This is a genomic window from Marinospirillum insulare DSM 21763 (assembly GCF_000686905.1).
GTDB classification, from domain to species: Bacteria; Pseudomonadota; Gammaproteobacteria; order Pseudomonadales; family Halomonadaceae; genus Marinospirillum; species Marinospirillum insulare.
In genome coordinates this window covers 42,723-67,220 of sequence record NZ_JMLW01000004.1, presented here as the reverse complement: position 1 = coordinate 67,220, position 24,498 = coordinate 42,723, and the positions used below count along the sequence as shown (strand labels likewise).

At 43.0% G+C, this 24,498-nt stretch carries 23 protein-coding genes and 1 riboswitch; of the genes, 15 read left to right on the top strand and 8 right to left on the bottom strand.

The features are described 5' to 3' along the window. The first annotated feature begins 32 nt into the window (after positions 1-32). The 4 genes from BP27_RS0101840 to BP27_RS0101825 all read left to right on the top strand — a co-directional run bounded on the left by BP27_RS0101840 (position 33) and on the right by BP27_RS0101825 (position 4,100). Positions 33-320, top strand: a complete 288-nt coding sequence (locus BP27_RS0101840) for an HP0495 family protein (protein WP_027850090.1) — start codon at positions 33-35, stop codon at positions 318-320. After that, entirely contained in the window at positions 320-979 is a 660-nt protein-coding gene (gene lipB / locus BP27_RS0101835) for a lipoyl(octanoyl) transferase LipB (RefSeq protein ID WP_027850089.1), read from the top strand. Before BP27_RS0101840 ends, lipB begins: the two co-directional genes overlap by 1 nt. Further along, positions 976-1,941, top strand: a complete 966-nt coding sequence (gene lipA / locus BP27_RS0101830) for a lipoyl synthase (RefSeq protein ID WP_027850088.1) — start codon at positions 976-978, stop codon at positions 1,939-1,941. Before lipB ends, lipA begins: the two co-directional genes overlap by 4 nt. Before the next feature lie 203 nt (positions 1,942-2,144). Next, positions 2,145-4,100: a methyl-accepting chemotaxis protein gene (locus BP27_RS0101825; RefSeq protein WP_027850087.1), complete on the top strand. Its 1,956-nt coding sequence runs from the start codon at positions 2,145-2,147 to the stop codon at positions 4,098-4,100. Positions 4,101-4,172: 72 nt separating this feature from the next. Here BP27_RS0101825 and gloA read toward each other — a convergent pair whose 3' ends face one another. The 5 genes from gloA to rmf form a co-directional block, all read right to left on the bottom strand. Further along, entirely contained in the window at positions 4,173-4,580 is a 408-nt protein-coding gene (gene gloA, locus BP27_RS0101820) for a lactoylglutathione lyase (RefSeq protein ID WP_027850086.1), read from the bottom strand. 9 nt (positions 4,581-4,589) lie between these two features. Next, positions 4,590-5,795 carry a cation diffusion facilitator family transporter gene (locus BP27_RS14885; protein ID WP_051610138.1) on the bottom strand — a complete coding sequence of 402 codons (1,206 nt, stop codon included), beginning with the start codon at positions 5,793-5,795 and terminating at the stop codon, positions 4,590-4,592. Positions 5,796-5,827: 32 nt separating this feature from the next. After that, on the bottom strand, positions 5,828-6,970 hold the full coding sequence (locus BP27_RS0101810) for a lysophospholipid acyltransferase family protein (protein WP_245597799.1): 1,143 nt from the start codon (positions 6,968-6,970) through the stop codon (positions 5,828-5,830). A 39-nt stretch (positions 6,971-7,009) separates the two neighbouring features. Further along, entirely contained in the window at positions 7,010-7,927 is a 918-nt protein-coding gene (locus tag BP27_RS14880; RefSeq protein ID WP_051610135.1) for a recombination-associated protein RdgC, read from the bottom strand. 152 nt (positions 7,928-8,079) lie between these two features. Further along, positions 8,080-8,298: a ribosome modulation factor gene (gene rmf / locus BP27_RS0101800; RefSeq protein ID WP_027850084.1), complete on the bottom strand. Its 219-nt coding sequence runs from the start codon at positions 8,296-8,298 to the stop codon at positions 8,080-8,082. A gap of 172 nt (positions 8,299-8,470) precedes the next feature. On the opposite strand from rmf, the gene rlmKL reads away from it, so the two are divergent. Both rlmKL and BP27_RS0101790 read left to right on the top strand, forming a co-directional pair. Beyond that, positions 8,471-10,678 carry a bifunctional 23S rRNA (guanine(2069)-N(7))-methyltransferase RlmK/23S rRNA (guanine(2445)-N(2))-methyltransferase RlmL gene (gene rlmKL / locus BP27_RS0101795; protein ID WP_027850083.1) on the top strand — a complete coding sequence of 736 codons (2,208 nt, stop codon included), beginning with the start codon at positions 8,471-8,473 and terminating at the stop codon, positions 10,676-10,678. Between the two features lie 120 nt (positions 10,679-10,798). Then, the gene (locus BP27_RS0101790) at positions 10,799-11,641 is read left to right on the top strand and encodes a COG3904 family protein (RefSeq protein WP_027850082.1); all 843 of its coding nucleotides are present in this window, start codon (positions 10,799-10,801) and stop codon (positions 11,639-11,641) included. A gap of 284 nt (positions 11,642-11,925) precedes the next feature. On the opposite strand, the gene BP27_RS0101780 is transcribed toward BP27_RS0101790, so the two are convergent. Then, entirely contained in the window at positions 11,926-12,693 is a 768-nt protein-coding gene (locus BP27_RS0101780) for a phosphotransferase (protein ID WP_027850081.1), read from the bottom strand. Beyond that, positions 12,684-12,789, top strand: a riboswitch (TPP riboswitch). It overlaps the preceding gene by 10 nt. Between BP27_RS0101780 and thiB the strand changes: the two genes are divergently transcribed. The 4 genes from thiB to BP27_RS0101760 all read left to right on the top strand — a co-directional run bounded on the left by thiB (position 12,778) and on the right by BP27_RS0101760 (position 17,111). Next, positions 12,778-13,800, top strand: a complete 1,023-nt coding sequence (gene thiB / locus BP27_RS0101775) for a thiamine ABC transporter substrate binding subunit (RefSeq protein WP_245597798.1) — start codon at positions 12,778-12,780, stop codon at positions 13,798-13,800. Its footprint overlaps the riboswitch before it by 12 nt. Before the next feature lie 2 nt (positions 13,801-13,802). Then, positions 13,803-15,389 carry an ABC transporter permease family protein gene (locus BP27_RS0101770; RefSeq protein ID WP_036239098.1) on the top strand — a complete coding sequence of 529 codons (1,587 nt, stop codon included), beginning with the start codon at positions 13,803-13,805 and terminating at the stop codon, positions 15,387-15,389. A 79-nt stretch (positions 15,390-15,468) separates the two neighbouring features. Further along, positions 15,469-15,801: a helix-turn-helix transcriptional regulator gene (locus BP27_RS0101765; RefSeq protein ID WP_027850078.1), complete on the top strand. Its 333-nt coding sequence runs from the start codon at positions 15,469-15,471 to the stop codon at positions 15,799-15,801. Next, positions 15,795-17,111: a type II toxin-antitoxin system HipA family toxin gene (locus tag BP27_RS0101760; protein ID WP_027850077.1), complete on the top strand. Its 1,317-nt coding sequence runs from the start codon at positions 15,795-15,797 to the stop codon at positions 17,109-17,111. Before BP27_RS0101765 ends, BP27_RS0101760 begins: the two co-directional genes overlap by 7 nt. A gap of 140 nt (positions 17,112-17,251) precedes the next feature. Here BP27_RS0101760 and BP27_RS0101755 read toward each other — a convergent pair whose 3' ends face one another. Together BP27_RS0101755 and yafN are read right to left on the bottom strand one after the other, a co-directional pair. Beyond that, on the bottom strand, positions 17,252-17,473 hold the full coding sequence (locus tag BP27_RS0101755) for a TA system antitoxin ParD family protein (RefSeq protein WP_027850076.1): 222 nt from the start codon (positions 17,471-17,473) through the stop codon (positions 17,252-17,254). A 240-nt stretch (positions 17,474-17,713) separates the two neighbouring features. Then, entirely contained in the window at positions 17,714-18,013 is a 300-nt protein-coding gene (yafN, locus tag BP27_RS0101750) for a type I toxin-antitoxin system antitoxin YafN (protein ID WP_027850075.1), read from the bottom strand. Positions 18,014-18,163: 150 nt separating this feature from the next. Between yafN and BP27_RS0101745 the strand changes: the two genes are divergently transcribed. The 5 genes from BP27_RS0101745 (at position 18,164) to BP27_RS0101725 (ending at position 24,487) form a co-directional block, all read left to right on the top strand. Further along, positions 18,164-18,772: an ATP-binding cassette domain-containing protein gene (locus tag BP27_RS0101745; protein ID WP_027850074.1), complete on the top strand. Its 609-nt coding sequence runs from the start codon at positions 18,164-18,166 to the stop codon at positions 18,770-18,772. 132 nt (positions 18,773-18,904) lie between these two features. Then, positions 18,905-19,990 carry a 3-phosphoserine/phosphohydroxythreonine transaminase gene (serC, locus tag BP27_RS0101740; RefSeq protein ID WP_027850073.1) on the top strand — a complete coding sequence of 362 codons (1,086 nt, stop codon included), beginning with the start codon at positions 18,905-18,907 and terminating at the stop codon, positions 19,988-19,990. 6 nt (positions 19,991-19,996) lie between these two features. Further along, positions 19,997-21,097: a prephenate dehydratase gene (gene pheA / locus BP27_RS0101735; protein WP_027850072.1), complete on the top strand. Its 1,101-nt coding sequence runs from the start codon at positions 19,997-19,999 to the stop codon at positions 21,095-21,097. Between the two features lie 30 nt (positions 21,098-21,127). Continuing rightward, on the top strand, positions 21,128-22,228 hold the full coding sequence (gene hisC, locus BP27_RS0101730) for a histidinol-phosphate transaminase (protein WP_027850071.1): 1,101 nt from the start codon (positions 21,128-21,130) through the stop codon (positions 22,226-22,228). A gap of 15 nt (positions 22,229-22,243) precedes the next feature. Continuing rightward, positions 22,244-24,487 (top strand): bifunctional prephenate dehydrogenase/3-phosphoshikimate 1-carboxyvinyltransferase, encoded by a 2,244-nt coding sequence (locus BP27_RS0101725; RefSeq protein WP_027850070.1) that lies wholly within the window; start codon positions 22,244-22,246, stop codon positions 24,485-24,487. The last annotated feature ends 11 nt before the right edge of the window (positions 24,488-24,498 follow it).

The window sequence follows — 24,498 nt, the reverse complement described above, 5'->3', positions numbered from 1 at the left end:
TTGATTAAACTAGTCAGAATTATGGTGATGCCATGCAAAACCCTAGCGTTTGTCCCTTAGATAACCCGCCAAAAATTGAGTTTCCTTGTGATTACCCCATTAAAGTAATGGGTACAGCTGCACCAGATTTTAAAGCATGCATTCTAGATGTTTTAGCTGAATCTGAAACTAGCTTTAAGCAAGAAACTGTTAGTGTGGTTGATAGCCGAACAGGTCGCTATCAATCCATTCGGGTAACCATTCAGGCAGAAAGTGAAGACCACTTATTTAAGTTGCACCAGTGTTTGAAAGACACGGGTCGAGTACAGATGGTTCTTTAATGCCATTAAACATTAGGTTGTTAGGTCAACAGCCTTACCTACCTGTTTGGCAGGCTATGCAAGACTTTACTGCCACTCGTGATGAAGCAACCACTGATGAACTCTGGGTAGTGCAACACGACTCAGTGTTTACTCAAGGTCAGGCAGGCAAAGCAGAACACCTACTGAACCCAGGTGATATACCTGTAGTTAAAGTTGATCGGGGTGGTCAAGTTACTTGGCATGGCCCTGGTCAGTTAGTTATTTATCTGCTGTTAGATGTACGTCGTATTAATTATGGTGTACGTCATTTAGTTAACCTAATTGAAGACAGTCTTATTGAGTACCTTGCTAGTTTAGGTGTTTCAGCAGAAGCCAGACCTGATGCACCTGGCGTGTATTTAAAAGAAGGCTCAGCTGCTGGTGCAAAAATTGCTGCCTTGGGTTTAAAAATACGCCGCGGCTGCAGCTTTCACGGGTTAAGTTTTAATGTGAGCTGTGATTTAAGTCCTTTTCAGCGCATTAATCCCTGCGGTTATGCAGGAATGCCAGTAGCACGTTTAATTGACTTAGTACCCACTAGCAGTTTTCAACAGGCACAAGATGCCCTTTTAGCAATCCTTATTCGCCGTTTAGGCCACACAAACATTACTTATTTACATGGGCAGGAGTCGGTATGACCGCGAGCACTCAGAAAAAGAAAGTTATCCAAGGTGAAAAGCTACGGGGCGCTGATAAAACTGACCGTATACCCATAAAAGTTATTCCAACTGAAACGCTGCCCACTAAGCCAGACTGGCTGAGAGTGAGAATGCACATTTCACCTGAAGTGGCGCGTATTAAAGAAACCCTACGTAAACATAATTTAAACACTGTTTGTGAAGAAGCCTCTTGCCCTAACCTGGGTGAGTGTTTCCATGGTGGAACGGCAACCTTTATGATTATGGGTGATATTTGCACCCGCCGTTGTCCTTTCTGTGATGTGGCTACAGGTCGCCCTAACCCATTAAACCCAGATGAACCCAGAGAAATGGCAGCTGCTATTGCTGAAATGGATTTAAAGTATGTGGTGATTACGTCTGTCGACCGAGATGATTTGCGTGATGGTGGTGCAGATCATTTTGCTCAGTGTATTAGCGAGCTGCGTGTGCGAAGACCCGAGCTAGAAATTGAAGTGCTAGTGCCTGACTTTCGTGGTCGTATGGATATTGCACTCGATATTTTAGAGGCATCACCACCAGATGTGTTTAATCACAACCTAGAAACCGTTTCTAGCCTTTACCGTAAAGTGCGCCCAGGTGCCGATTACCAGTGGTCACTAACCCTGCTTAAACGTTATAAAGAACGTTGCCCAGAGGTAAGAACCAAGTCTGGCTTAATGCTAGGTATAGGCGAAACCAATGAAGAAATTTTAGAAGTAATGCGTGATCTACGCGCCCACGATGTTGATATGCTAACCCTAGGCCAATACATGCAGCCTTCTAAAAATCACCTAGCGATAGACCGCTGGGTAACGCCAGAAGAGTTTGACTGGTTAGGTGAAGAAGCTTATAAAATGGGCTTTAAACACGTTGCTTCCGGCCCCTTAGTACGCTCCTCTTACCATGCTGACAAACAAGCGGGTGGTGAAAAAGTTAGCTAGCTTACCCAAGAAAAAAGAGTAAGTTTTACTAATAAATAAAAGGCTAGGCTTTAAAGAGTCTGGCCTTTTGTGCTTTTTAGGCTAATATTTGTTGTGGATTCAAGTCGACTTATGTATGTCCTTTGCATAAAATGTAACAATTAGTTATCTAAACAGAAATTAAAAAAACAACACTTAGCTGTAAAACAAGGAGAAAGTTAGATATGCCCAACCCAAGCACCCCTGTAGCTTCTACATCTGGAACACCACTGCTAACCCAGATGCTTGTGACTGTTATGCTGCCCATTATTGTGTTGATGGGTGGTTTAACTGTTTGGATTTATAATGAAATAAAGTCAGAGACTTCACATATTATGCTCGAATCGGGTGAGCAGGTTGTGCAAGGTCATGCTGCAGAGGTAGCGGCAATTCTCAATGGTTTACAAGAAGAAGTAGCGGTACTTGCAACAGCACCGTTACTTGCTTCAGCTACTAGAGAAAAGGATTTACCTGCTTGGTTTAAGGGCAATATACCCGAGTTGAAATTAGCAGAAATGCTTTTCTTTGTTGATACTAACTTCGAGGCTACCTTTGTAACCAGAGATGGAAAAATGGGGCAAGCCAACCTTAGTAAGCGCCAGTATGTTAAAGACCTACTTAGTGGCCGTGTAGCTGAAGTTTTAACCAATCCTGTTATTTCTACTGCTACTCAGCAGCCTATTTCTGTTATTGCAAAAGTAGTGAAAGATCCACAAGGCAATATTGTGGGTGCCTTAGCAATAACTGTAACCTTAGAAATGTTAAGTGAAATCACCGATAAAACTAAGTTAACTGACCGTAGTTATGCATGGATAGCCGATGGTACAGGACTATTAGTTGCTCACCCTTCAGAAAAAGCTCGTATGACTATCAATGTAACTGACGCCGATAAAAGTGGGTTTACTGGTTTAGATTTCCATGGCAAGCGTATGATTGCAGGCGAAAGTGGTACGGGTGACATTCTTAATATTCAAGGTGAGTCAGTCACCATGATCTTTACACAAATCGCCAACACTCCTGGCTGGACGTTTGGTGTTTCTGTTCCTTCAACTGAACTTTATGCCAGTGCTAATCGCCTTTCAATTACACTGGTTTTGGTTATGTTGTTTGGCTTAGGGCTGGTTGTTGTGTTAATTGTGCTTTCTAGTTTGTCGCAGGCCAAACCTATAACTAAGCTGGCAGAAGCAATGCAAAACCTTGTGAGTGACGATAAGGGTATTAATGCTCGTCTTATTGCGACAGGACCAAAAGAAATACGTGCAGTCACTAATAACTTTAACTTTTTTATGGAAAAGTTAGGAGGTTCAGTCTCTAGCATTGTTCAGGTGGCAGAAGGGCTTACTCAGGCTTCCAACCAACTAGAAAACACTGGTTCAACACTGAGTCAGCAAGTAAGTAAGCAGTCACAAGAAATGGATCAAGTGGCTTCAGCAGCCAGTGAGCTGACGCAAACGTTTGAGGAGGTTGCTCAACATGCAAAACTTGCCTCAGATGATAGTGTTCGGGTTAAAGAGCAGGCTAATAGAGGGCATGAAGCTTTGGTTCATAACCAGAAGCAAATTAGTGCCTTGTCTGACCGTATTAGTGATGCTGCTAAAGAGTTACAAGAGTTGCACCACTCTAGTGAGCAAATAGGTGAAGTGCTTGATAGCATTACTAGCATTGCTGAGCAAACCAACTTACTAGCCCTTAATGCGGCAATAGAAGCTGCGCGTGCGGGTGAGCATGGTCGAGGTTTTGCTGTGGTAGCCGATGAAGTGCGTACCCTAGCAGAGCAAACTAGAGAATCGACTGAACGTACACAAGATGTTATTCAGAACCTAAGAGGCTTAATTGTACAAGCAATTAGCACTATGGATGCTGGTGCTAAACAAGCCACAGAAACTGTAGAGTATTCAAAAGAAGCAGAGCAGGCACTGACAGACATTCAACAGGCTGTTAGCCAGTTAGAGCAGATGAATTTGCAAATAGCAAGCACAACTGTTCAGCAGCAGACTACTATGGAAGAAGTGAATAGCAATATAATTCATCTAGCAGAAGCTGTTGCTGTTTTGCAAAATGAAACGTCTGAAATTACCCAGCAGAGTGCTTCAGTAGCAAAAGCAGGGCAAGAAATGGAAAAGATTGCCCGCTCTATTTAAACTTTGCTGGTCTTAAACACCTAAAAAAATAACCCCCAAAAGCTAGCTTCTGGGGGTTATTACAGTCATCAGTTAACCTTCTAAGCCTTGACCAGCACCCTTGCTGGCAATTAATTCTATTTTGTAGCCATCTGGGTCTTCAACAAAAGCTATTTCAGTGCTGCCACCAAGTACAGGCCCAGGTTCACGGGTAATTTTTGCACCAGCCGCTCGCAGTTTGTCACAGCTGCTATATACATCTTCTACTTCTATGGCGATATGCCCATAACCAGTGCCTAAATCGTATTGGTCTGTATCCCAGTTATAAGTGAGTTCAATCACAGCAGTGTCAGCTTCATTACCATAGCCAACAAAAGCTAAGGTGTAACGGTAGTCTTCATTTTTGCTAGTACGCAATAATTGCATACCCATCACTTGAGTATAAAAATGTAGAGACTTATCTAAGTCACTAACACGAAGCATGGTGTGTAGTATTCTCATGGTTATAACCTATATTTCTTTAACACAGTAAATTTTTTGCTTTTTAGCGGTTTCTCTAGGGGTGATATAGCCCACCCACACTTTTACATCACGCAACCAAGGTAGGTGCTCTGCCTTGGTTTTTAAGCGTGTTTCAAAATCACTAATTTGTGAGGTTTCTATTTGATCGGCTGGATAAAACAGATCAACATCTATGCTGAGGTCTAGGTAGTGCAAGGTAGTGTGGTGGGGTCGTTCATAGTCTTCGTCACCCTGCCAGCAGCTATGCAACTGCGCCATAATATTAGGGCGTAAAGGCAGCATATTGGCTGGATCTGGGTTATCAGTTTCTTCGTCATCTTCTGGGTCTATATGAAAGGTAACATCAGAAATGTGCTCAAAGTCATCGCGTAGCTTTCTAGCTACCCAAACACCAATTTCATGGCCTTCAGAAACACTTAAGTAGGGAGCAACTTGTAGGTGAATATCTAGCAAAGTACGGCTTCCCATAGTACGAGTACGCAAGTGGTGAACATCTCTTACACCCGGAATACTTCTAGCGGCACTATAAATTCTGTCTGTTTCTTCTGCGGGTAGGGCAGTGTCTACTAGCTCTTTTAAGCTTTCCCAAATAAGCTCGGCACCCATTTTAGCGACCATAATGCCTACTATTACAGCTGCTAGCTGATCTAACCAACTAAAACCAAACAAACTACCAAGCAGGGCAATAAACACCACTATGGATGAGAGCGCATCGGTACGGTGGTGCCAAGCATTGGCTTCTAACAGTTTAGAGTTGATTTTTTTGGCTATTTTTAAGGTGTAGCGATAAATCCATTCTTTACTTAATACCGAGGCAGCTGCAACCACTAGGGCTAAAGTGCCAGGTATAATGAGTTCGCCTGGCTGAAGTAAGCGTCTAAGGCTATCCCAAACTAAAGCACCTGCTACAGCAATTAAAATAGTTCCAAGTAACAGTGTAGCAAGGGTTTCGTAGCGGTCATGCCCATAAGGATGGTCTTCGTCTGGCTTTTGGCGACCAAAATGCGTGGCGACTAACACTAAGGCATCGCTAAGTAAGTCAGAGAAGGAGTGAATGGCATCTGCAATCAGCGCGCTAGAGTTAGCCCAAACACCCACTAAAATTTTAGCTAAGGCATTGAGGGCATTAACTAGCATGCCTATTAAAGTAACCTTGTGTGCAGCGCGTGTTTCTGCTGCTCGATTGTTAGGCATTTTTATTACCTGTTTGGAAGTGTTTCTTGCTATTAAAGCCTACCTAGGTAGTTTTTAACTGGGTTAGCGTAGAGCTTTAGCCATTGTTGTTTGTAATCTTCAGGGCAGGTGGCTAGGCGTTGAGTGAATTCAGCTTTAGTGCGTGCATCAAATGTAGGAATCGTAAAATCTTCCGCTTCATTTAAAGCTTCTAAGGCTAGGTAGTTGCTAGGGTAAAGTTTGTAAAGCTGACGTATTTGCCTGTCTACCTCAGCAGCGACTGCATCAGCATCGGCATAGTTCTTTCCTAACGGTTGGCCAAAAGCCACTTGCACCTTGCCTTTAAACCCTGCAATGCCTTGAGCAATGCTGGTTATATCTTCAAATTCACTTTTAGCATAGTGACCTTCTTGTTCTATTTGAACGAGTTCGCGTGACTTGTCTATATCTAGTGGATCGTATTCATAACTGAGTGCAACGGGTACAATTTTTAAACCAGCTATGCACTCTCCAAAGGATTTACCCGATTTTTTTTCTGCCATATAAAACATTTTAATAATGGCAGGGTCTGTTCGGTCGATACCATCTTTAGCTCGGCCTTCTTTTTGAGCTATCCAAATAGAATGGTTCTCTTCTTTGATACTATGATGAATATAGCGAGATAAGAGGTTAAAGGCAGCCATCATTTGCCTGACACCCTTAGCTGAACGTTGAACGATAAAGCTTTTATTTAGACGCATTAAATCATTGACATAGTTCTTTTTTAAAAGATTGTCACCTATAGCAATGCGTACTGTGTTCCTACCTTTAACGTGTAAGGCATAGTTTACAAAGGCTGGATCCATAGCAATATCACGGTGATTACTAATGAATAGATAGCTTTCATCTGCTTTTAGATTTTCTAAGCCTTCGACACTAAAGCCTTGAGTGGTGTTGGCGATCATTTCAGCCATATAGCTTTCAACGTAAACTTGTAGGTCATGTATTGTATTAATTTTTGCTAAACGTTTGCTCAGCTCACGCCCTACTAACCAAGCCAAGGGTAAGGCAAGTAGCGAATTGGCTAGTTTAGGAAATTTAAAACGCAAAATAGCCTTTTTAAACTCAGCATCTTTGGTTAGCCGTTCAACCACCTCGCGGACTTCTTCATCACGGTAGGGGCGTATTTCGTCAAAGGCCTCGGGAGAGGCATTCATTAAGCTGGTTTCCATCGTTACAACAAACCTCAGGTTTTATTATTCGTCTGCTTGTAGGTTATCACTTAGGCCCTGGTGGTAAGTCACCAGTTGGTCAATTAGCGTGCTTAAAGTATTGCTCATTAAAATAAATTCAGCATCCAGTGCAACTAAAGGGTCTTGATCTGGATTAACATCTGCAGCTTCTTCTAATAGCTCTTCTGCAAAGTTTAAGCTTTTTAACATTAGGCTGTCAGTGAGTGTAAAGCTCAATTGCTCTTGCCAGTTTAAGCCTAGCTGGGTTACGCGTTTATCTGCAGCTAAGAGTTGTTGAATTTCATCACTGGCTAAATCTTGTCCTCGACAACGCATAATGGATTTATCGTCTTCTGCGTCACGAAGTTCGCAGCTATCAAGTAATTCTATGCCTTGGGGTGGTTGTTTAGCTACCCAATTAGTCATGACTTGTACAGGTGCTAGCTGCGTATTTAAAGGAATCACTGGCAGGCTGCCCAAACCTTCACGCAGCAAATTTAAGGCTAGTTCTGCTTGTTTGTCGGTAGTGGTGTCTAGCATAATGCGGTTGTTTTTACCGTCTAACCACACCCAAACATAACGTGAACGGGTAAAAGCTTTAGGTAAAAGGCTTAAACGCACTTCGTCTGTTAGGTCTTTGCGTTCTTTACGACCTATACGACGATTCTCAGCAGCTTCTAAGGCCTCAATTTCTTCAGTTAATTGTTCACGCACAACACTCGCTGGAAGAATTTTTTCTTCTATTTTTAATTTAATTAGCCAGTGATCACCCTGGCTATGCACTAGCATGGAACTATTCGATGGCGAAACCCAGCCAGCGGTACTTTCTTCACTGCTGGTGCAAGGGCGAAAAGGTTTAGTTGCTAGGGCTGATTCTAAGGAGTCACTACTCCAAGGCTGCTTGCTACGCGCCTGATATATACGTAAGGCTTTAAACCACATTAAAGAAATCCTTCATTCGATTAGTGCGGTATTATCCATGATCCTGAAGGATGAAGCTACCAAAGCAAAAGACCCATGCTTAAGCATGGGTTCTAAGTGAGTTTGTTCAATGCGGAGTGATCGAACTATATAGGAATGAACCTTAAAAGGTATCAGGAGCTGCCGAGGGTAACAGCGGGGTTTTTATGAATAGCAGATACGCCATTCATACCTGACCATCGGTCTTCTCGACCTTCTCGCCAGCCATTCATCCAACTAGTACGTAGGTCGTCTTGTTGATTAGGGCATTTCTCTCTTGATTGCCCAGCTAAACCAACTTTGTAACCACGAGTATAAACGCTTTGGGTACGATCACGTTTTTGACGCTTCATAGAGTACAGCCTCTTGTTTATTGTTAAGATGGTGCTTTCTTCTACGGCAGGTCACTTGAATGCCTCATCTCTATTGATAAGCTAGAAGAGTTAAGATTGATAGCTTTATTTATTTATCGTTATTGCACTTCCGATTGTTCAATATAATTGCTCCACCATAAAAGGCGTTACCATGACATCCTTAAATGCTACCTATACCGTTCATGCCACTTGTTCACGCGGCCTAGAACAACTACTGGCTGAAGAGCTAGAAACCCTGGGCTTTATAGATGCTCGCGCAAGGGTGGGGCGGGTAACAGGGCAGGCTAGTTTAGCAAGTGCCTATCGCGCTATTTTGTGGTCCCGCTTAGCTAACCGTGTGTTGTTACAAATTGATACCGCTTTTGTTGAAACAGCAGAGGAATTAAGCAACTGGCTGGCCTTGGTGGATTGGAGCGAACACCTGTTAGGTGATGGTACTTTATTTGTGGAAGTGTCTGGCACTACACCGCACTTACGCAATAGCCACGATACGGCTTTACGAGTGAAAGATGCCATTGTTGATTACTTCAAACAGCAGCAAGATCGCCGCCCTTCAGTAGATAAAGTACGCCCCGATGTGCGTTTTCATTTACGTTTTGATAAAGGCCAAAAAGCCGTATTAAGCTTAGATTTAAGTGGTGTTAGCTTGCACCAAAGAGGCTACCGTTTACAGGCAGGTTTAGCCCCTTTAAAAGAAAACTTGGCGGCTGCTTTGCTGTTACGTGCTGGCTGGCCTGCGATGGTTGCAGAAGCTGAAGAAGCCGTAATGTTTGACCCCTTCTGTGGTTCGGGAACTTTGTTAGCTGAAGCTGCTTTTATCGCGCTAGACGTTGCACCGGGTTTGTTGCGCCCTTGGCATGGTTTAGAAACCTGGTTAGGTCATCAGCCAAGTGTGTGGCAGGCTTTGGTGGAAGAAGCCGAAGCCAGACGCGCTGCTGGAGCAAATAAAATTTTAAATTTTGAAGGCAGTGACCAAGATGCACGGGTTATTGCTATGGCAAAAGATAACCTAGAACGTGCTGGCCTGTTAGACAAGGTGCGCTTGTTTGTGCGACCTTTAAACGAATTACCGCCTGCTTTTGCAGCGCGAGGCTTGTTAATTACTAACCCGCCCTATGGTGAGCGTTTAGATAACCTACCGCAGCTAGCAAAGCTGTATGCTGACTTAGGTCAGCGAGTTTGCCAAGATTATGCCCAATGGAAATTTGCGCTGTACACCAATAACCAAGAACTGGCTTACCGCATTCCACTTAAACCTTATAAAAGCTACCCCATTAACAATGCCACCTTAGATTGCCGCTTATATTTATTTGAAGTGCCTGAAGCGGGTACTAGCCCTGCTATTAAGAAGGTAAAGCAGGTTAATGAAGTTACTGAAACCCAAGACCCCATTGAAACCTCTATTAATGTTAGGCCGTTAAGTGAAGGCGCACAGATGTTTGCTAATCGCTTAGCTAAAAACCTAAAGAAGTTTTCACGCTGGGTAAAACGCGAGAATATTAATTGCTACCGCGTTTATGATGCCGATATGCCTGAATACGCCCTAGCCATAGACGTGTATAACGACCAGGTGCATGTACAAGAATATGCACCCCCTGCAAGCGTTGATGAAGGCAAGGCGCAAAAGCGTTTAATGGAAGCGCTGCAAGCCATTCCTAGTGTACTTGAAGTGGCAGCCAACAAAATTCATTTAAAAACCCGCCGTAAACAAACCGGTAAAAGGCAATATGAAAAGTTTGCTGGCCAAGGGGTGTTTTTTCCTGTGGTTGAAGGGCAGGTAGAGTTGTTAGTGAACTTAACTGACTACCTAGATACAGGAATTTTTTTAGACCACCGGCCAATACGTTTGCGTCTAGCTAAAGAAGCCCAAGGCACACGCTTTTTAAACCTCTTTTGTTACACGGGTGCAGCAACCATTCATGCAGCTGTAGGCGGAGCCATTCATACCACCAGTGTAGACTTATCTAAAACTTATTTAGATTGGTTAGAACGTAACCTGCGCTTAAATAAACTGGATTTGAAAAAGCATACCCGTGTACAAGCCGATTGCCGTGAATGGTTAAAGCAAGAAAGCAATGCTTACGACCTTATTTTTATGGATCCACCTACTTTTTCTAACTCTAAGCGTATGCAAGGCACCTTGGATATACAGCGCGACCAAGAAGAGTTAGTCGATTTAGCCATGCAGCGGTTAAGCACCGATGGCTTGCTGATTTTTTCTAATAACTTGCGTGGCTTTAAAATTAGCCCAGAAATTTTAGAAAAGTATGAAGTTAAAGACATTACCCATCAAACGCTAGACCCAGATTTTGAGCGCAACAGCAAAATTCACCAATGCTTTGAAATTAGGCATAGTTAAAAACAAAGAAGTGGATGCTTGTTAATCAATTAGGGCTTGATATGTATAGATGGGCGTTAAGGTTTTTTATTATTGTGTATTTTAAATTTGAATCTAAGTGGCTAAAGGGATGCTATCAATATGAGATTGGTTTTTTTTATTTTAATTGTTGTGTTTTCTAAACAATCTTACGCATTGGAGATATCTTCAAATGGTGGGGTTTTTATTATGGATGGAATTATAGAGGAGGGAGATGCAAAAAAAGTTGCATTACTTTTTTCTAATTTAGATGAGCCGCCAAATATGTTTCTTATATCATCTTATGGTGGAAATATTCAAGAGGCAATTAAAATAGGACGTTTTATTAGATTGAGCAATGTGCCTGTATGGACAGATAAGCAGTGTTATAGTGCATGTGTTTTTATATGGGCAGCAGGGGTAGATAGGATTGCTATAGGTGAAATAGGACTTCATCGACCTAGGTATGAACATGGGTATTTTTCAAGCCTCTCTTTATATGAGGCTCAAAAAAAATATGTTCAGCTTACAAAGGATAGTGTTGAGTACTTGAAAGAAATAGAGGTTCCAGATAAGGTTATCGAACGTATTTTTAAAGCACCATCAAATGAAGTGGACTTACTAACTGCAGTAGAAGCTAACGAGGAGTTTGGGGTTAGATCAGCTTTTTATGATGAATGGTTGATAGCTAAGTGTGGAGCATATAATCCTGAACAGTTGATAATAGTAAACTCTTATCATAGTTTGGAATTAGCTAGAATCTTGAATCCTAATGTTAATGATGAAGATATTTCTTTAGAAGATGATGCTAAGTTAGCTTTCAATATGGAACAGAAAGGGTTGCTAGCACCATACATTAAAATGATAAAAGATATGGATGAGTGTCGTAATAATGCTGTTAAAGAGCAAGTCACAAAGTTTCATAGGGGTGTTAAAACTAAACTAAAAGAAATGGGGATGCAGTAATATAAAAACATCATAAATGTTTATATTATTTTACCAATAAAAAATGATAGGTACTGGATAGTAACTAGAATTGCCATTGCTTCACCATAGAAGTTTTGATTACTAACATTTGCTATTTTTGATAAATACTTAGCCAAAAAATGTGCTGAAATCACAGGTATGATGAGTGTAAACCAATACATAGTGTTGTCTCTTAAAGTTTATTTATAAGTTTTGATTGTAGGTAATCTGAGTTAATAAAGAAACACTAGTTTTAAAGCTGTGTTGGATCATGGTTTTAATACCTAGCTTGTTTTTAAAGCCTTTTGCCACAATGAATCTAGATCTGTTAACCAGCGACCTAGACTTCGCCAAGGGTTGGTATAAACAGCTAGGGGTGGCAAGGCTGCTTCTAGTTGTGCTTTTTCGTCGGCAGTTAAGTGCATAAACCTATCTAAAGAAACTGCATCTAGCCAAGGGTTTCCTAAGGCTGCATATTCCCAATCGAGCAATATCCATCGGTCGTTATTCAGTAACAGATTACCCGCATGCAAATCATGGTGGGTTAAGCGATAACAGCTAGTAGGCCAGCGTAAACTTTCATAAACCAGCTGCTCTAATAAAGGGCGGTTGTCTGTTTTGCTACCAGCAAGCTGCCAATAACTATTCAGCAGTTGTGGGTAATTTTGTGGCGCGATAGGACAAGGGTTTTGCCATAGCTCAAGAGCTAGGGTGATCAGTCTTTGCCTTGCGGTATTGCTTAGCTCGTTAGTTTTAGGGTGCTCGCCTTCAGCTAAACGCATTAACACGCCCAAATCACCAGCAACCAGCAATAAACGTGGCACCCAAGCTTTGTTTTGTAAACAGGTTAACAGTTTTGTTTCTCGTTGGTGGTCTACGCCTGGTGCTTGCCCAAATTGCCGCCATACCAACTTGCCCACAGGGCTAGTAATCAGCCAGTGGCTATTACCGGTACCTTCAGCAAAAAATTCGGGTGCTTTTAAAGGGCGATAATCAGCGGGCAAGTCGGGCAGCTGCAAAGTTGTTTTTAGGTTAGAATAGGTCTGTCTCATCGGGGTGCCCACGGCTTGTACTTGTGTGGCTGAGAAAATCTACCCGCTGAACCTGATCTGGTTAATACCAGCGTAGGGAGTGGGATGGACAAGGTAATTTTAATCATGAAGCAATACTTCTCTTATTTTTTATGGCGTAGCTTTCTGCTGCTGCCCTTGTTCTTTATTGGCAGTTTATCCGCTGCCACCTTAAATGTTTATACCTATTCTTCTTTTACCAGCGATTGGGGGCCAGGACCTAAGCTAAAAAAAGCCTTTGAAGACCAATGCGACTGCAAACTGAATTATGTCAGCAGTGATGACGGCGTTAGTTTATTAAATCGCTTGCGTTTAGAAGGTAAAAATACCCAAGCCGATGTGGTGGTTGGCCTAGACGATGCGTTAATGACTGAAACACGCAGCTTAGGTTTAGTACAACCACATGGTTTAAATTTAGCCGATTTAAAATTAAAACCCGAACTCAACTGGCAAGCGGCAGACTTTATACCCTTTGACTTAGGTTATTTTGCTTTTGTTTATGATCGCCAAAAAACACAGCCAGTTCATTCTATGGCTGAACTGTTAAATAGCAATGCACGAATTATTTACCAAGACCCACGCACCAGCACACCAGGCCAAGGTTTGTTAATTTGGATGCAGGCCATTTATGGCGAGCAAGCCGAACAAGCTTGGCAAAAAATGCGCCAACGTACTGTTACAGTTACCAAGGGCTGGTCTGAAGCCTATAACTTATTTTTACAGGGTGAAGCGGATTATGTGCTGAGCTACTCCAGCTCACCGGCTTACCATTTAATGGCTGAAAAATCAGACCGTTATGCTGCAGTGCTGTTTAGTGAAGGCCATGCTAGGCAAGTGGAAGTGGCGGCTTTAACTAAGTTTTCTAAACAGCTTGAACTAGGTAAACAGTTTTTAACCTTTTTATTAAGTGAAGAAGCCCAACAGATTATTGCCGTAAATAACTGGATGCTGCCTGTTCGTGAAGGGGTGGAACTGCCCGATGCTTTTTCACAACTGATTCAACCTAAAGCGATAGGTTTTACGCCAGAAGAAATTCACCAACAACGCCAAGCTTGGATTCGCCAATGGCGTTCTGCGGTTAGCCGTTAAGGGTGAAGTCACTTTCATTCAGTCAGTATTTTTTGGTGCTGCTACTAGCTTTATTGCTAGGAAGTAGTGGCCTAGCTTTGCTGGCGCTAACAGGCTGGCAAACTGCGCCTCAAGTGCAGCTTTGGCAAGACCCTTGGTTTTGGCAGGTTTTAAAATTTACCCTTTGGCAGGCAGTATTAAGTAGCTTTATTTCCGTGTTACTGGCGCTACCTTTAGCAAGGGCTTTGGTGATGGATAAACAACTACCCGCTAAAGCAACTTTTTTGCGCTGGTGCTTGTTGTGCTTTGTGATGCCAAGCCTAATTTTAATTACTGGTCTAGTAGTGATGTTTGGTTTTACCGGTTGGCTAACGCCTTTTCTGAATTTGGTTTTTGGTGAAGGTTGGTCGCTGTATGGTTTAACCGGCATTCTGCTGGCGCATGTATTTTTAAACCTACCTTTGGCGATTCGAGTTTTAACCTCTCAGTGGGGCAGCATTCCTTCTAGTGTTTGGAAAATGGCCGCTCAGTTACAACTAAAAGGCTGGCAGCGATTTTTATTGGTGGAATGGCCAGCTCTGCGTAGTGTATTGCCTGCCTTATTAGGTTTTATTTTTTTGTTATGCTTTAACAGCTTTGCAGTGGTGTTAGCTTTAGGCGGTGGCCCAGCGGCAACCACTTTGGAAGTGGCAATATTTCAAGCTTTAAAATACAACTTCAACCCATCTGAAGCGCTATTTTTAGCCGTAACCCAGCTAATAGTAGCAGGCAGCTTGTTCTGGTTTTTTAACCGTTGGGGCAAGTTAGAATGGTTAGCACCAGCCAGCGGTGGACAAACTTGGCGACCTGCGACTAACTTATTTACTCGCTGGTTAGGGCGAGGCTTTTATTTGTGCATTGCGCTTTATTTAACCCTGCCCGTGTTAGGTTTATTGCCTACAGCCATTAGCCAAGGTTTAGCAGGTTTACCTTGGTTAAAACTACTTAAAGCCAGTGGCTGGTCTTTGTTATTTGCTTTAACCGCTAGTTTATTAGCTGTATTAATGGCTTTGCAGCTAAGTTGGATGTCTAGCACTCAACCGGCCTACCTGCCCAAAAAAACCAACAGTTTAGAGGGGTTTATAACCCGCCTAGCCGCCTTAGCGGCGCTACATCATTTAATTATTCCCGGCATGGTGCTTAGTGTGGGTTTGTATATTTTCTTTATGCCGTTTATAAACTGGATGGATTGGGGCTGGCTAGCCATTATTTGGTTAAATGCACTCATTGCGCTGCCCTTTGCTTTTTCACAACTAAAACCTGCGGTATTTACCTACCAAGTTAATTACCAACGGCTAGCTGCTAGTTTAGGTTTACCTTTTGGGATGTATTGGTGGCGAGTTGTCTTACCCTATTTAAAGCCAGCGCTCGAAAGAGTTGCCGCAATTTCTTTGGTATTAACCTTAGGTGACTTTGCAATATTTGGTATTTTTGGACAGCCTAACTACACCACCCTGCCTTGGTTAATTTACGAACTAGCAGGCAGTTACCAACTAGCCGCAGCGGCCTTGGCTTCGTTATGGTTATTGGGTTTGGCTTTTATAGGGTTAATGCTGTTGGAAAGGAAGTGAGTTTTGACGGAGTATATAAAGTGCTATATTCTACACTTAAAAGCTTTTTATGGTTATTAAGTGTATTAAAAGGTACTTTATGAGCCTTTCTAAAATGTCGATAACAGCTATTGCAGAAGAGCTAGGTGAACGCTTAAAGCAAGCACGATTGAATCAGAATGTGACTCAGGCTGAAGTGGCTAAAGCGGTTGGCATTAATCGTAGGCTAGTAATAAATGCAGAAAAAGGTAAAGCTCAGCTTGAAGTGTTTGTGGCCATTTTGGTTGCATTAAATTTAACGGAACATTTAGAACTTTTCCTGCCTAAACAGCAAATATCTCCTATCCAACTTGCTAAGTTGCAAGGTCGGCAGCGGCAACGTGCTTCTGGTCAAAAAAGTCCTGATGAAGAAGAGGATGAGTCAGAATGGTAATTGAAGTTCTCTCAGTCCACTTCAAGCAGCAGGAAGTAGGTGCAGTTAGCTTCGATACCCAAACAGGCTTGGGTGCTTTTGAGTATGCGCCAAGTTTTATTAAAACAGGGATTGAGCTATCACCGTTAAAAATGCCTTTAGCACAGCGTATTTATAGTTTTCCTGAGCTAGACTTTAATACTTTTAAAGGCCTGCCTGGTTTAATTGCCGATTCTCTGCCGGATGATTTTGGTAATGCCGTACTAAATGCGTGGATGGCGATGCGTGGCAAATCACCAAATACTATTACGCCTTTGCAACGTCTACAATACACTGGAACACGTGGCATGGGTGCGCTTGAATATAAGCCAGCCACCCAGATTAAAAGTCTTAACGCATCACAGGAAGTCGAAGTCGATTCTCTTGTTTCAATTGCTCAAGACATTTTAAATACGCGTAGTGACTTTTCTGTAGAACTCAATAACAACAACCAAGATGATCGAGAGGCAATGCTTTCACTAGTGTCTGTGGGTATGAGCGCAGGTGGGGCAAGACCAAAAGCAGTGCTGGCATTCAATACGGATTTTACTGAAGCACGTTCTGGGCAAGTAGCTGCACCTGAAGGGTTTACACATTACTTAATGAAGTTTGATGGTGTTAGCGAGCAGAATAAATACCAAGAAACCTTTGGTGACCCACTGGGTTTCGGTGCGATGGAATATGTGTACTACCTACTGGCTAAAGAGTGCGGTATTGACATGATGCCTTGTTACTTATTAGCTGAAGGTCACCGCAGGCATTTTATTACCCAACGCTTTGATCGAATGGGTAATGATAAAGTTCATGTGCAAACACTTAATGGTCTTGCGCATGTTGATTATAAAAAGCCAGGTTCTTTTTCCTATGCTGAGCTTTTTGGTGTGTTAAGGAAGCTGAAGTTAACTGCTGTTGATGCTGAGCAGCTATTTCGGCGTATGGTATTCAATATCGTAGCTCGCAATCATGATGATCATGCAAAGAACTTTGGTTTTATGTTGCAAGAAGATAAGTGGGTTTTAGCACCTGCTTATGATTTAGCTTATAGCTATAAACCTGGTAGTAAGTGGGTAAATAGCCACTGGATGAGCTTAAACGGTAAACGTGATGATTTTGTGCGTAAAGACTTTTATTCGCTAGAAAAACTGAGTCCACTTTTTAATCGTCATTTTATTAATAATGTACTTGATGAAACCATTGAAAAAATAGCAGGTTGGAACAAACTTGCAATAGATAACCAAGTTCCAAAGGCTCTAATTGATGAAGTGGTGAATAATCTTAGGTTAAGAATTTAGAAGCAATTTAGAGTGAGGCTCAATGCTAAAAATCAACCATCTTGAGTTAAAGCTAGGCGAGCAAACTTGCGGAAGGTGTCATTGTGTGCAGCTTTTTAACCGTTTTTTTGAAGCTTGGTGTTTGTAAAATGCGGTTTACTCTAGCCAAAAGTATATTCCTCAAGTTTACCTGCTTCTTTTTCTGCTTGGGCAATAATGGCTTGCTTAACAAACTCGTAGGGAAGATCAGGATTATCCTCCATCATTTCTCCAATTTTTGCCCAATGTTCAATTTGCTTAGGTGTTGTTCTGCTAAAAGCCTTAGCCATGATGGAGGTTTTTTCTACGAGTGCTTGGTCGAGCCTGATGCTTGTGGTAGACATAATTTTCTCCTTGTGTGGAGTTACGATTGTAGCGTTGCGCCACATTTGTAGCAAGAAGCTACTAGCTGCAGCGGCTTTGGCTTCTGGGTCTGGCTTTTATAGGGTTAATGCTGTTGGAAAGGAAGTGAAACAAGAGCTTGTAAGAAATTAATACTTCATGCGAAAAATTTCTGCCTGCTCACCAATCTTTCGCATAACATTACTAATTTTAGCTTGTGAGTGTATATCTAAAAACACGAATCACTCAGCAAAGTCCGCCATTTCTTCTTGGGTTGTTTCTAGCATTAAATCTGCACCCTTTTTACAAAGCTCAGCAAGCTCAGCGCCTCTAGGCTGGAAGCGACCTATAAAGGCCTGGGATTCTTCTAAGACGCTTAGCCTGTTAACCATCTCTTCAAATAAAGCTGCCCCTACTAAGTAGCCAGCGGGCTTGTTATGGTTAAGTACAGCCACTGGCTCATTTACAAAGTATTGAGCTGGGTTACTACGTAATGCAGAAATACTTACGGACTTTTCGGCTAAAATTAAATTGGTTTTCATAGTAAGCCTCGTGTGATTTTTTGTACAAAATTAAGTACAATATAATGCATTATATTCTTGTTAAGCTACTTGAGCAAATCAGTTAGTTTGATTTTGGTTTATCTTAGTGACTTAAGTGACTTAAGTGACTTATAAAACGAGTGAGGCTCAATGCTAAAAATAAACCATCTTGAGTTAAAGCTAGGCGAACAAACTTGGCAGCATCATTTGCAGGTTGAGGCCGGTGAGTTGGTGGTGATTATGGGCGGCAGTGGTAGCGGTAAAAGTACGCTATTAAATGCTGTAGCGGGTTTTTTGCCAGTAGCTTCGGGTAGTATTTTGGTTAACGGGCAAGCCATAGAAAGCCTGCCGCCAGAAGAGCGTCCTGTTTCGTATTTATTTCAGCAGCAGAATTTTTTTGAACACCTCAGCATAGAGCAAAATTTAAAACTAGGCTTTAACAAAGGCAAACCTAGCTCAGAACAATGGCAGCAGGTATTAGTGGCTTGTGAACTGTTAGAAGTAACGCCTTTATTAAAGCGTTTACCCAGCAAGCTTTCGGGTGGACAGCAGCAGCGCCTTGCCTTAATTCGCAGCGTCTTGCGACCCATGCCAGTGGTTTTGCTAGATGAACCTTTTAGTGCCTTAGATGACGACCTACGCCAAGTGGCTGGCCAGTGGTTGCAGGCAGAAATAAAAAACTCTGGCCGAGTTGCGTTATTAGTAACCCATAGGCAAGCCGATGCCGATGCCTTGGCAGATCAGCTGCTTATTTTGTAAATTGATTCTTTTCTTGCCTAGTCGATGTGCCGCTGCTAATGCATTCTGCTAACAGATAGCAGCGACAAGCTGCTTTTTACTGTATGATTGTTGGCAATTTTTCTTACTTTTTTATCGACAAGAGCCTTATCCATGAGCCGTAAATTCAATTTTTGTGCTGGCCCAGCGGCCTTACCTGAAGCAGTGTTAAAGCAAGCGCGTGATGAAATGCTAGACTGGCAAGGCAAGGGCCTGTCTGTTATGGAAATGAGTCACCGCAGCGATGAGTTTGTCAGCATTGCCAATAAAGCCGAAGCCGACCTGCGTGATTTATTAAAAATACCTGCTAACTATAAAGTTTTATTTATGCAGGGCGGTGCTTCCAGCCAGTTTGCCATGGTGCCTTTAAACCTAGGCGGCAAGGGTGGTACAGCTAACTACATAAATACGGGCATTTGGGGTAAAAAAGCCATTCAAGAAGCCGAGCGTTATATGCCAGTACATTTGGCGGGTAGCAGCGCTGAAGTTAATGGTTTAAGCCGAGTGCCACGTCAGTTTGAAATTCAAACCAGTACCGATGCCGCTTATTTACACTACACCAGCAACGAAACCATTGGCGGTTTAGAGTTTGACTATCTTCCTACCAGTGATGTGCCGCTAGTTTGTGATATGTCGTCCGATATTCTTAGCGTGCCTACAGATATTAACCAGTTTGGTTTAATTTATGCTGGCGCTCAAAAAAATATTGGCCCTGCCGGTTTAACGCTTGTAATTGTACGTGATGATTTACTTGACCAAGCCAAAGCAGAAATTCCCACCATGTTTAGCTATAAGGTGTGTGCTGAAAATGCTTCCATGTATAACACGCCGCCCACCTTTGCTTTATATCTTTCTGGCTTAGTGTTTGATTGGTTAAAAAATGATGTTGGCGGTCTTGAAAAGATGGCAGACATTAACCAGCGTAAAGCAGCCAAACTCTATGCTGCGATAGATGCTAACGACTTTTATAGCAATCCAGTCGCATTAGAAAACCGTTCGATTATGAACGTGCCTTTCCGTTTGGCCGATGCCAGTTTAGATAAGCTTTTCTTAGCTAAGGCAGACGATGCTGGATTACTAAACCTAGCCGGTCACCGTAGCGTGGGTGGTATGCGTGCCAGTATTTATAATGCCGTACCCGAAGCAGCGGTAGATGCGCTAATTGAATTTATGAATGACTTTGCTAAAACAAGAGGTTAAGCCTGAATGACTCAGGGTAAATCACTGCCAGATTTGGCAGACGTTAGAAAAGAAATTGACCAAATAGACCAGCAGTTGCATCAGCTGATTAACCAACGTGCCAAATGTGCGCAGCAGGTGGCTCAGGTTAAAGTAGCTGAAGACGGTAAAGATGCGGTTTTTTATCGTCCAGAACGTGAAGCGCAGGTGTTGCGTGCTGTTATGGAGCGCAACCAAGGGCCTTTATCCAACGAAGAAATAGCCCGTTTGTTCCGCGAAATTATGTCGGCCTGCTTGGCGCTAGAGCGCCCCATTAAAGTAGCTTACTTAGGGCCAGAGGGTACTTTTACCCAGCAGGCCACGCTAAAGCATTTTGGTCATTCGGCCATTTCTGTACCTTTTGCGGCAATTGATGAAGTCTTCCGTGAAGTAGAAGCGGGTGCGGTTGATTATGGTGTTGTACCCATCGAGAACTCCACCGAAGGGGTGATAAGCCATACGCTGGATAGTTTTATGGACTCAGGCCTACAAATTAGTGGCGAAGTAGTGCTGCGTATTCATCAGCATTTATTATTAGGTGAAAATACCCGACCCGATAAAATTTCTACTATTTATTCGCATACTTCCTCTTTAGCCCAGTGCCGTAAATGGTTAGATGCCCACTACCCGGGTGCTGAGCGGGTAGCCATGCCTTCCAACGCAGAAGCCGCACGCAAAGTAAAAAGCGAATGGCACTCAGCCGCTATTGCTGGCGATATGGCGGCGGATTTATACGGTTTAAAACGCCTAGCAGAAAATATTGAAGACACACCAGATAACTCGACACGCTTTTTAATTATTGGCCGTGAAACAGTACCTGCATCTGGCGATGATAAAACTTCACTAATGATTTCTATGCGTAACCTACCAGGTGCGCTGCATCAAATACTGGAACCTTTTAATAAACATAAAATTGACTTAACCCGCATTGAAAGCCGCCCTAGCCGTTCAGGTGCTTGGAACTATGTGTTCTTTGTTGATTTTAATGGGCATATTGATGAAGCGCGGGTTCAGCCAGTATTAAAAGAAGTAGGCGAGAATGCTGCAGATATGAAAGTGCTAGGTTCTTATCCTCAAGGCGTTTTATAACCAGCAATTGACTGAAAAGAGTATAACTAGATGAGCTGTGATTTTTTTAAACTCGCCAATGAAGGCGTGCAAGGTTTAATGCCCTACCAGCCAGGCAAGCCGGTTGATGAAGTGGCCCGTGAATTGAACCTAGACCCAGCGACTCTTGTAAAGCTGGCCAGTAATGAAAACCCACAAGGTCCTAGCCCTAAAGCTTTGGCAGCGATTCAACAAGAGTTAAAAGAGCTAACTCGTTACCCCGATGGTAGCGGCTACCGTTTAAAAGCTGCTTTAGCTAAAAAGTTTGATTTAAGCACGCGCCAACTGACTTTGGGTAATGGCTCGAATGATTTATTAGATTTAATTGGCCGCTGCTGGTTAGCACCCGGGCGTAGTGCAGTGTATAGCGAATACAGTTTTGCCGTTTACCCCATTACAACCCAGGCTATGGGTGCTGTGCATAAGGTGGTGCCTGCTAAAAACTGGGGGCATGATTTGCCTGCCATGGCCGCGGCCATAGATGAAACCACCAGCCTAGTTTTTGTAGCCAACCCTAACAACCCAACGGGCACTTGGCTGGCAGAAAAAGAACTGCGTGAATTTATGCAGCGTGTACCAGAAAACGTACTGGTTGTATTAGATGAAGCCTATTCAGAATACGTTGATGAACAAGCCTACCCAGACACTTTAAAGCTGCTAAATGACTTTCCTAATATCATTGTTTGCCGCACCTTTTCAAAAGCTTATGGTTTAGCGGCCTTGCGTGTGGGCTATAGCGTTTCCTCTGTGAATATTGCAGAAACTTTAAACCGTATTCGCCAACCTTTTAATGTTAACTCTTTGGCACTAGAGGCTTCGTTAGCCGCCTTACATGACGATGAATACCTACAGCAGTCAGTTGTCACTAACAAAGCGGGCATGTTGCAGTTAGAAACTGCTTTTCGAGAGTTAGGTTTGCCTTATATACCCTCAGTAGGCAATTTTATTTGTGTAGAAGTGGGTGATGCAGAAGCTGTTAACAATGCATTACTAAAAGAAGGCATTATTGTCCGCCCACTACGCCCTTACCGCATGAATAACCACCTGCGCGTTAGTATTGGCTTACCCGAAGAAAACCAACGCTTTATTGATGCACTGCGCAAGGTAGTTTAAACCGTGGCAGAAGGTATGCAGAAGGTTGATGAGCTTTTAAAGGTGAATAAGCTCTTAGTGGTTGGTTTAGGGTTAATCGGTGGTTCGGTTGCCCTAGCCGCTAGACGTGCTGGTTTTGCTAACCACTATTTAGGTGTTGACCTAGCTTATGACGAGCGCCAAGGAGCTCTATCTTTAGGTGTGGTCGATCAAGCCAGTGCATCTTTAGCAGAGCTGGCCCCCGATGCTGATTTAATTCTTTTGGCCGTGCCAGTATTGGCAATGGAGCCAGTATTAGCAGCGCTAAAACCCCACTTAAAACCTACTGCTGTGGTAACCGATGTGGGTTCTGCCAAAGCAGTTGTTTTAGAAGCTGCCAAAAAAGTATTTAATGAGCTTCCCGCTCGCTTAGTTTTAGGTCACCCCATAGCTGGCGCTGAAAAAAGCGGTGTTTTAGCTTCGAAAGTTGATTTGTTTGTGGGTCGAACAGTGATTTTAACCCCGACTGAAAACAATGCTGCTGAAGCTATCGGCTTGGTTAAGCAACTATGGCAAGCCTGTGGTGCTGAAGTCATCGAAATGGATGTGAAAAAGCATGATCAAGTTTTGGCAAGAACCAGTCATTTACCCCACCTATTAGCTTTTTCTTTGGTTGAAACTTTAGCTAGAAAAGATGAGCGTTTAGAAATTTTTCGCTATGCAGCGGGTGGCTTTCGTGACTTTACCCGTGTGGCTGCAAGTGACCCTGTTATGTGGCGAGATATATTTCTAGCCAATCGTGATGCCACCTTAGAGGCATTGGATGAATTTATGGAAGGGGTAGAACGGCTAAAAACAGCTGTTGAATCCCAAGATGCTGAAGCACTCGTGAGTAGCTTTACACGAGCCAAGTCAGCAAGAGACTATTTTACAGCGCTATTGAATGAAACGGGCTATCAAACCATGCAAACAACAACACTTAATTTTATAACTCAGCCTGGTGCTAAAACCATTAAAGGCACAATTCGAGTACCCGGTGATAAGTCCATTTCGCACCGTTCCATTATGTTAGGCGCTTTGGCCGAAGGCACCACCCAGGTTAAGGGTTTTTTGGAAGGTGAAGATGCACTAGCTACCCTACAAACTTTTCGTGATATGGGGGTTTTAATTGAAGGCCCACATAACGGCCAAGTAACTATTCATGGCGTGGGTATGCACGGCTTGAAAAAGCCACAAGGGCCGCTGTATTTAGGTAATTCAGGCACAACCATGCGTTTACTAGCAGGTTTGTTGGCCGCCCAACCTTTTGATACTGAACTAACAGGCGATGCCTCCTTAAGCAAACGACCCATGAACCGTGTTGCCGACCCGTTACGTTTAATGGGTGCAGAAATAGCCACCGCTGACCAAGGCCGCCCACCCTTAAAAATTACCGGTGGTAAGCCTTTAAAGGGCATCAACTACGATTTACCCATGGCTTCGGCACAGGTTAAGTCTTGTTTGCTTTTAGCTGGCTTGTGGGCAGAAGGTGAGACTCAGGTGACTGAGCCAGCACCCACTCGTGACCACACTGAACGCATGTTAAAAGGCTTTGGTTATACAGTAAGCCAAGCAGGCGCAACCGTTAGTTTAACGGGTGGTGGCAAATTAACGGCCACAGAAATCGATATTCCAGCGGATATTTCTTCAGCGACCTTTTTTATGGTTGCCGCAGCGATTATGCCCGGCAGTGATTTAACCCTAGAGCACGTGGGCATTAACCCGACCCGTGATGGCGTGATTAATATTTTACGTTTAATGGGTGCTGATTTAGAATTGTCTAATCAAAGAGAAGTGGGTGGCGAACCCGTAGCTGATATTCGTGTGCGTTATGCACCTTTAAAAGGCATTGCCATACCTGAAGACCAAGTACCTTTAGCGATTGATGAATTTCCTGTGCTATTTATTGCTGCAGCCTGTGCCGAAGGGGTAACCACCTTAAGCGGTGCTGAAGAATTACGTGTTAAAGAATCGGATCGCATACAAGTGATGGCCGATGGTTTATTAGATTTAGGCGTTGAATGCACTGTATTAGACGATGGCATTCAAATTATTGGCAAAGGTGAGCAAGCAGAAGTGTTTGGTTCAGCAGAAATTATTTGCCATCACGACCACCGAATTGCCATGAGCTTTGCCGTGGCCGGTTTACGAGCTAGTGGCAATATTCATATTAAAGACTGCGCAGTGGTGAATACATCTTTTCCAGGTTTTGCGGAGTTAATGAATAATGTGGGCGGTAAGCTACTCGTTGAACAAAAATAGCAATACCGAGG

Bases quoted from the DNA above. Each gene is read 5' to 3' on its own strand.
- yafN (WP_027850075.1), bottom strand. From the start codon at position 18,013: ATGAAAACCAATTTAATTTTAGCCGAAAAGTCCGTAAGTATTTCTGCA.
- BP27_RS0101725 (WP_027850070.1), top strand. From the start codon at position 22,244: ATGCAGAAGGTTGATGAGCTTTTAAAGGTGAATAAGCTCTTAGTGGTT.
- rlmKL (WP_027850083.1), top strand. From the start codon at position 8,471: ATGACATCCTTAAATGCTACCTATACCGTTCATGCCACTTGTTCACGC.
- BP27_RS14880 (WP_051610135.1), bottom strand. From the start codon at position 7,927: ATGTGGTTTAAAGCCTTACGTATATATCAGGCGCGTAGCAAGCAGCCT.
- BP27_RS0101825 (WP_027850087.1), top strand. From the start codon at position 2,145: ATGCCCAACCCAAGCACCCCTGTAGCTTCTACATCTGGAACACCACTG.
- pheA (WP_027850072.1), top strand. From the start codon at position 19,997: ATGACTCAGGGTAAATCACTGCCAGATTTGGCAGACGTTAGAAAAGAA.
- lipB (WP_027850089.1), top strand. From the start codon at position 320: ATGCCATTAAACATTAGGTTGTTAGGTCAACAGCCTTACCTACCTGTT.
- thiB (WP_245597798.1), top strand. From the start codon at position 12,778: ATGGACAAGGTAATTTTAATCATGAAGCAATACTTCTCTTATTTTTTA.
- BP27_RS0101840 (WP_027850090.1), top strand. From the start codon at position 33: ATGCAAAACCCTAGCGTTTGTCCCTTAGATAACCCGCCAAAAATTGAG.
- BP27_RS0101780 (WP_027850081.1), bottom strand. From the start codon at position 12,693: ATGAGACAGACCTATTCTAACCTAAAAACAACTTTGCAGCTGCCCGAC.
- BP27_RS0101745 (WP_027850074.1), top strand. From the start codon at position 18,164: ATGCTAAAAATAAACCATCTTGAGTTAAAGCTAGGCGAACAAACTTGG.
- lipA (WP_027850088.1), top strand. From the start codon at position 976: ATGACCGCGAGCACTCAGAAAAAGAAAGTTATCCAAGGTGAAAAGCTA.
- serC (WP_027850073.1), top strand. From the start codon at position 18,905: ATGAGCCGTAAATTCAATTTTTGTGCTGGCCCAGCGGCCTTACCTGAA.
- BP27_RS0101810 (WP_245597799.1), bottom strand. From the start codon at position 6,970: ATGAATGCCTCTCCCGAGGCCTTTGACGAAATACGCCCCTACCGTGAT.
- BP27_RS0101755 (WP_027850076.1), bottom strand. From the start codon at position 17,473: ATGTCTACCACAAGCATCAGGCTCGACCAAGCACTCGTAGAAAAAACC.
- BP27_RS0101790 (WP_027850082.1), top strand. From the start codon at position 10,799: ATGAGATTGGTTTTTTTTATTTTAATTGTTGTGTTTTCTAAACAATCT.
- BP27_RS0101765 (WP_027850078.1), top strand. From the start codon at position 15,469: ATGAGCCTTTCTAAAATGTCGATAACAGCTATTGCAGAAGAGCTAGGT.
- rmf (WP_027850084.1), bottom strand. From the start codon at position 8,298: ATGAAGCGTCAAAAACGTGATCGTACCCAAAGCGTTTATACTCGTGGT.
- BP27_RS0101760 (WP_027850077.1), top strand. From the start codon at position 15,795: ATGGTAATTGAAGTTCTCTCAGTCCACTTCAAGCAGCAGGAAGTAGGT.
- BP27_RS14885 (WP_051610138.1), bottom strand. From the start codon at position 5,795: ATGCCTAACAATCGAGCAGCAGAAACACGCGCTGCACACAAGGTTACT.
- hisC (WP_027850071.1), top strand. From the start codon at position 21,128: ATGAGCTGTGATTTTTTTAAACTCGCCAATGAAGGCGTGCAAGGTTTA.
- gloA (WP_027850086.1), bottom strand. From the start codon at position 4,580: ATGAGAATACTACACACCATGCTTCGTGTTAGTGACTTAGATAAGTCT.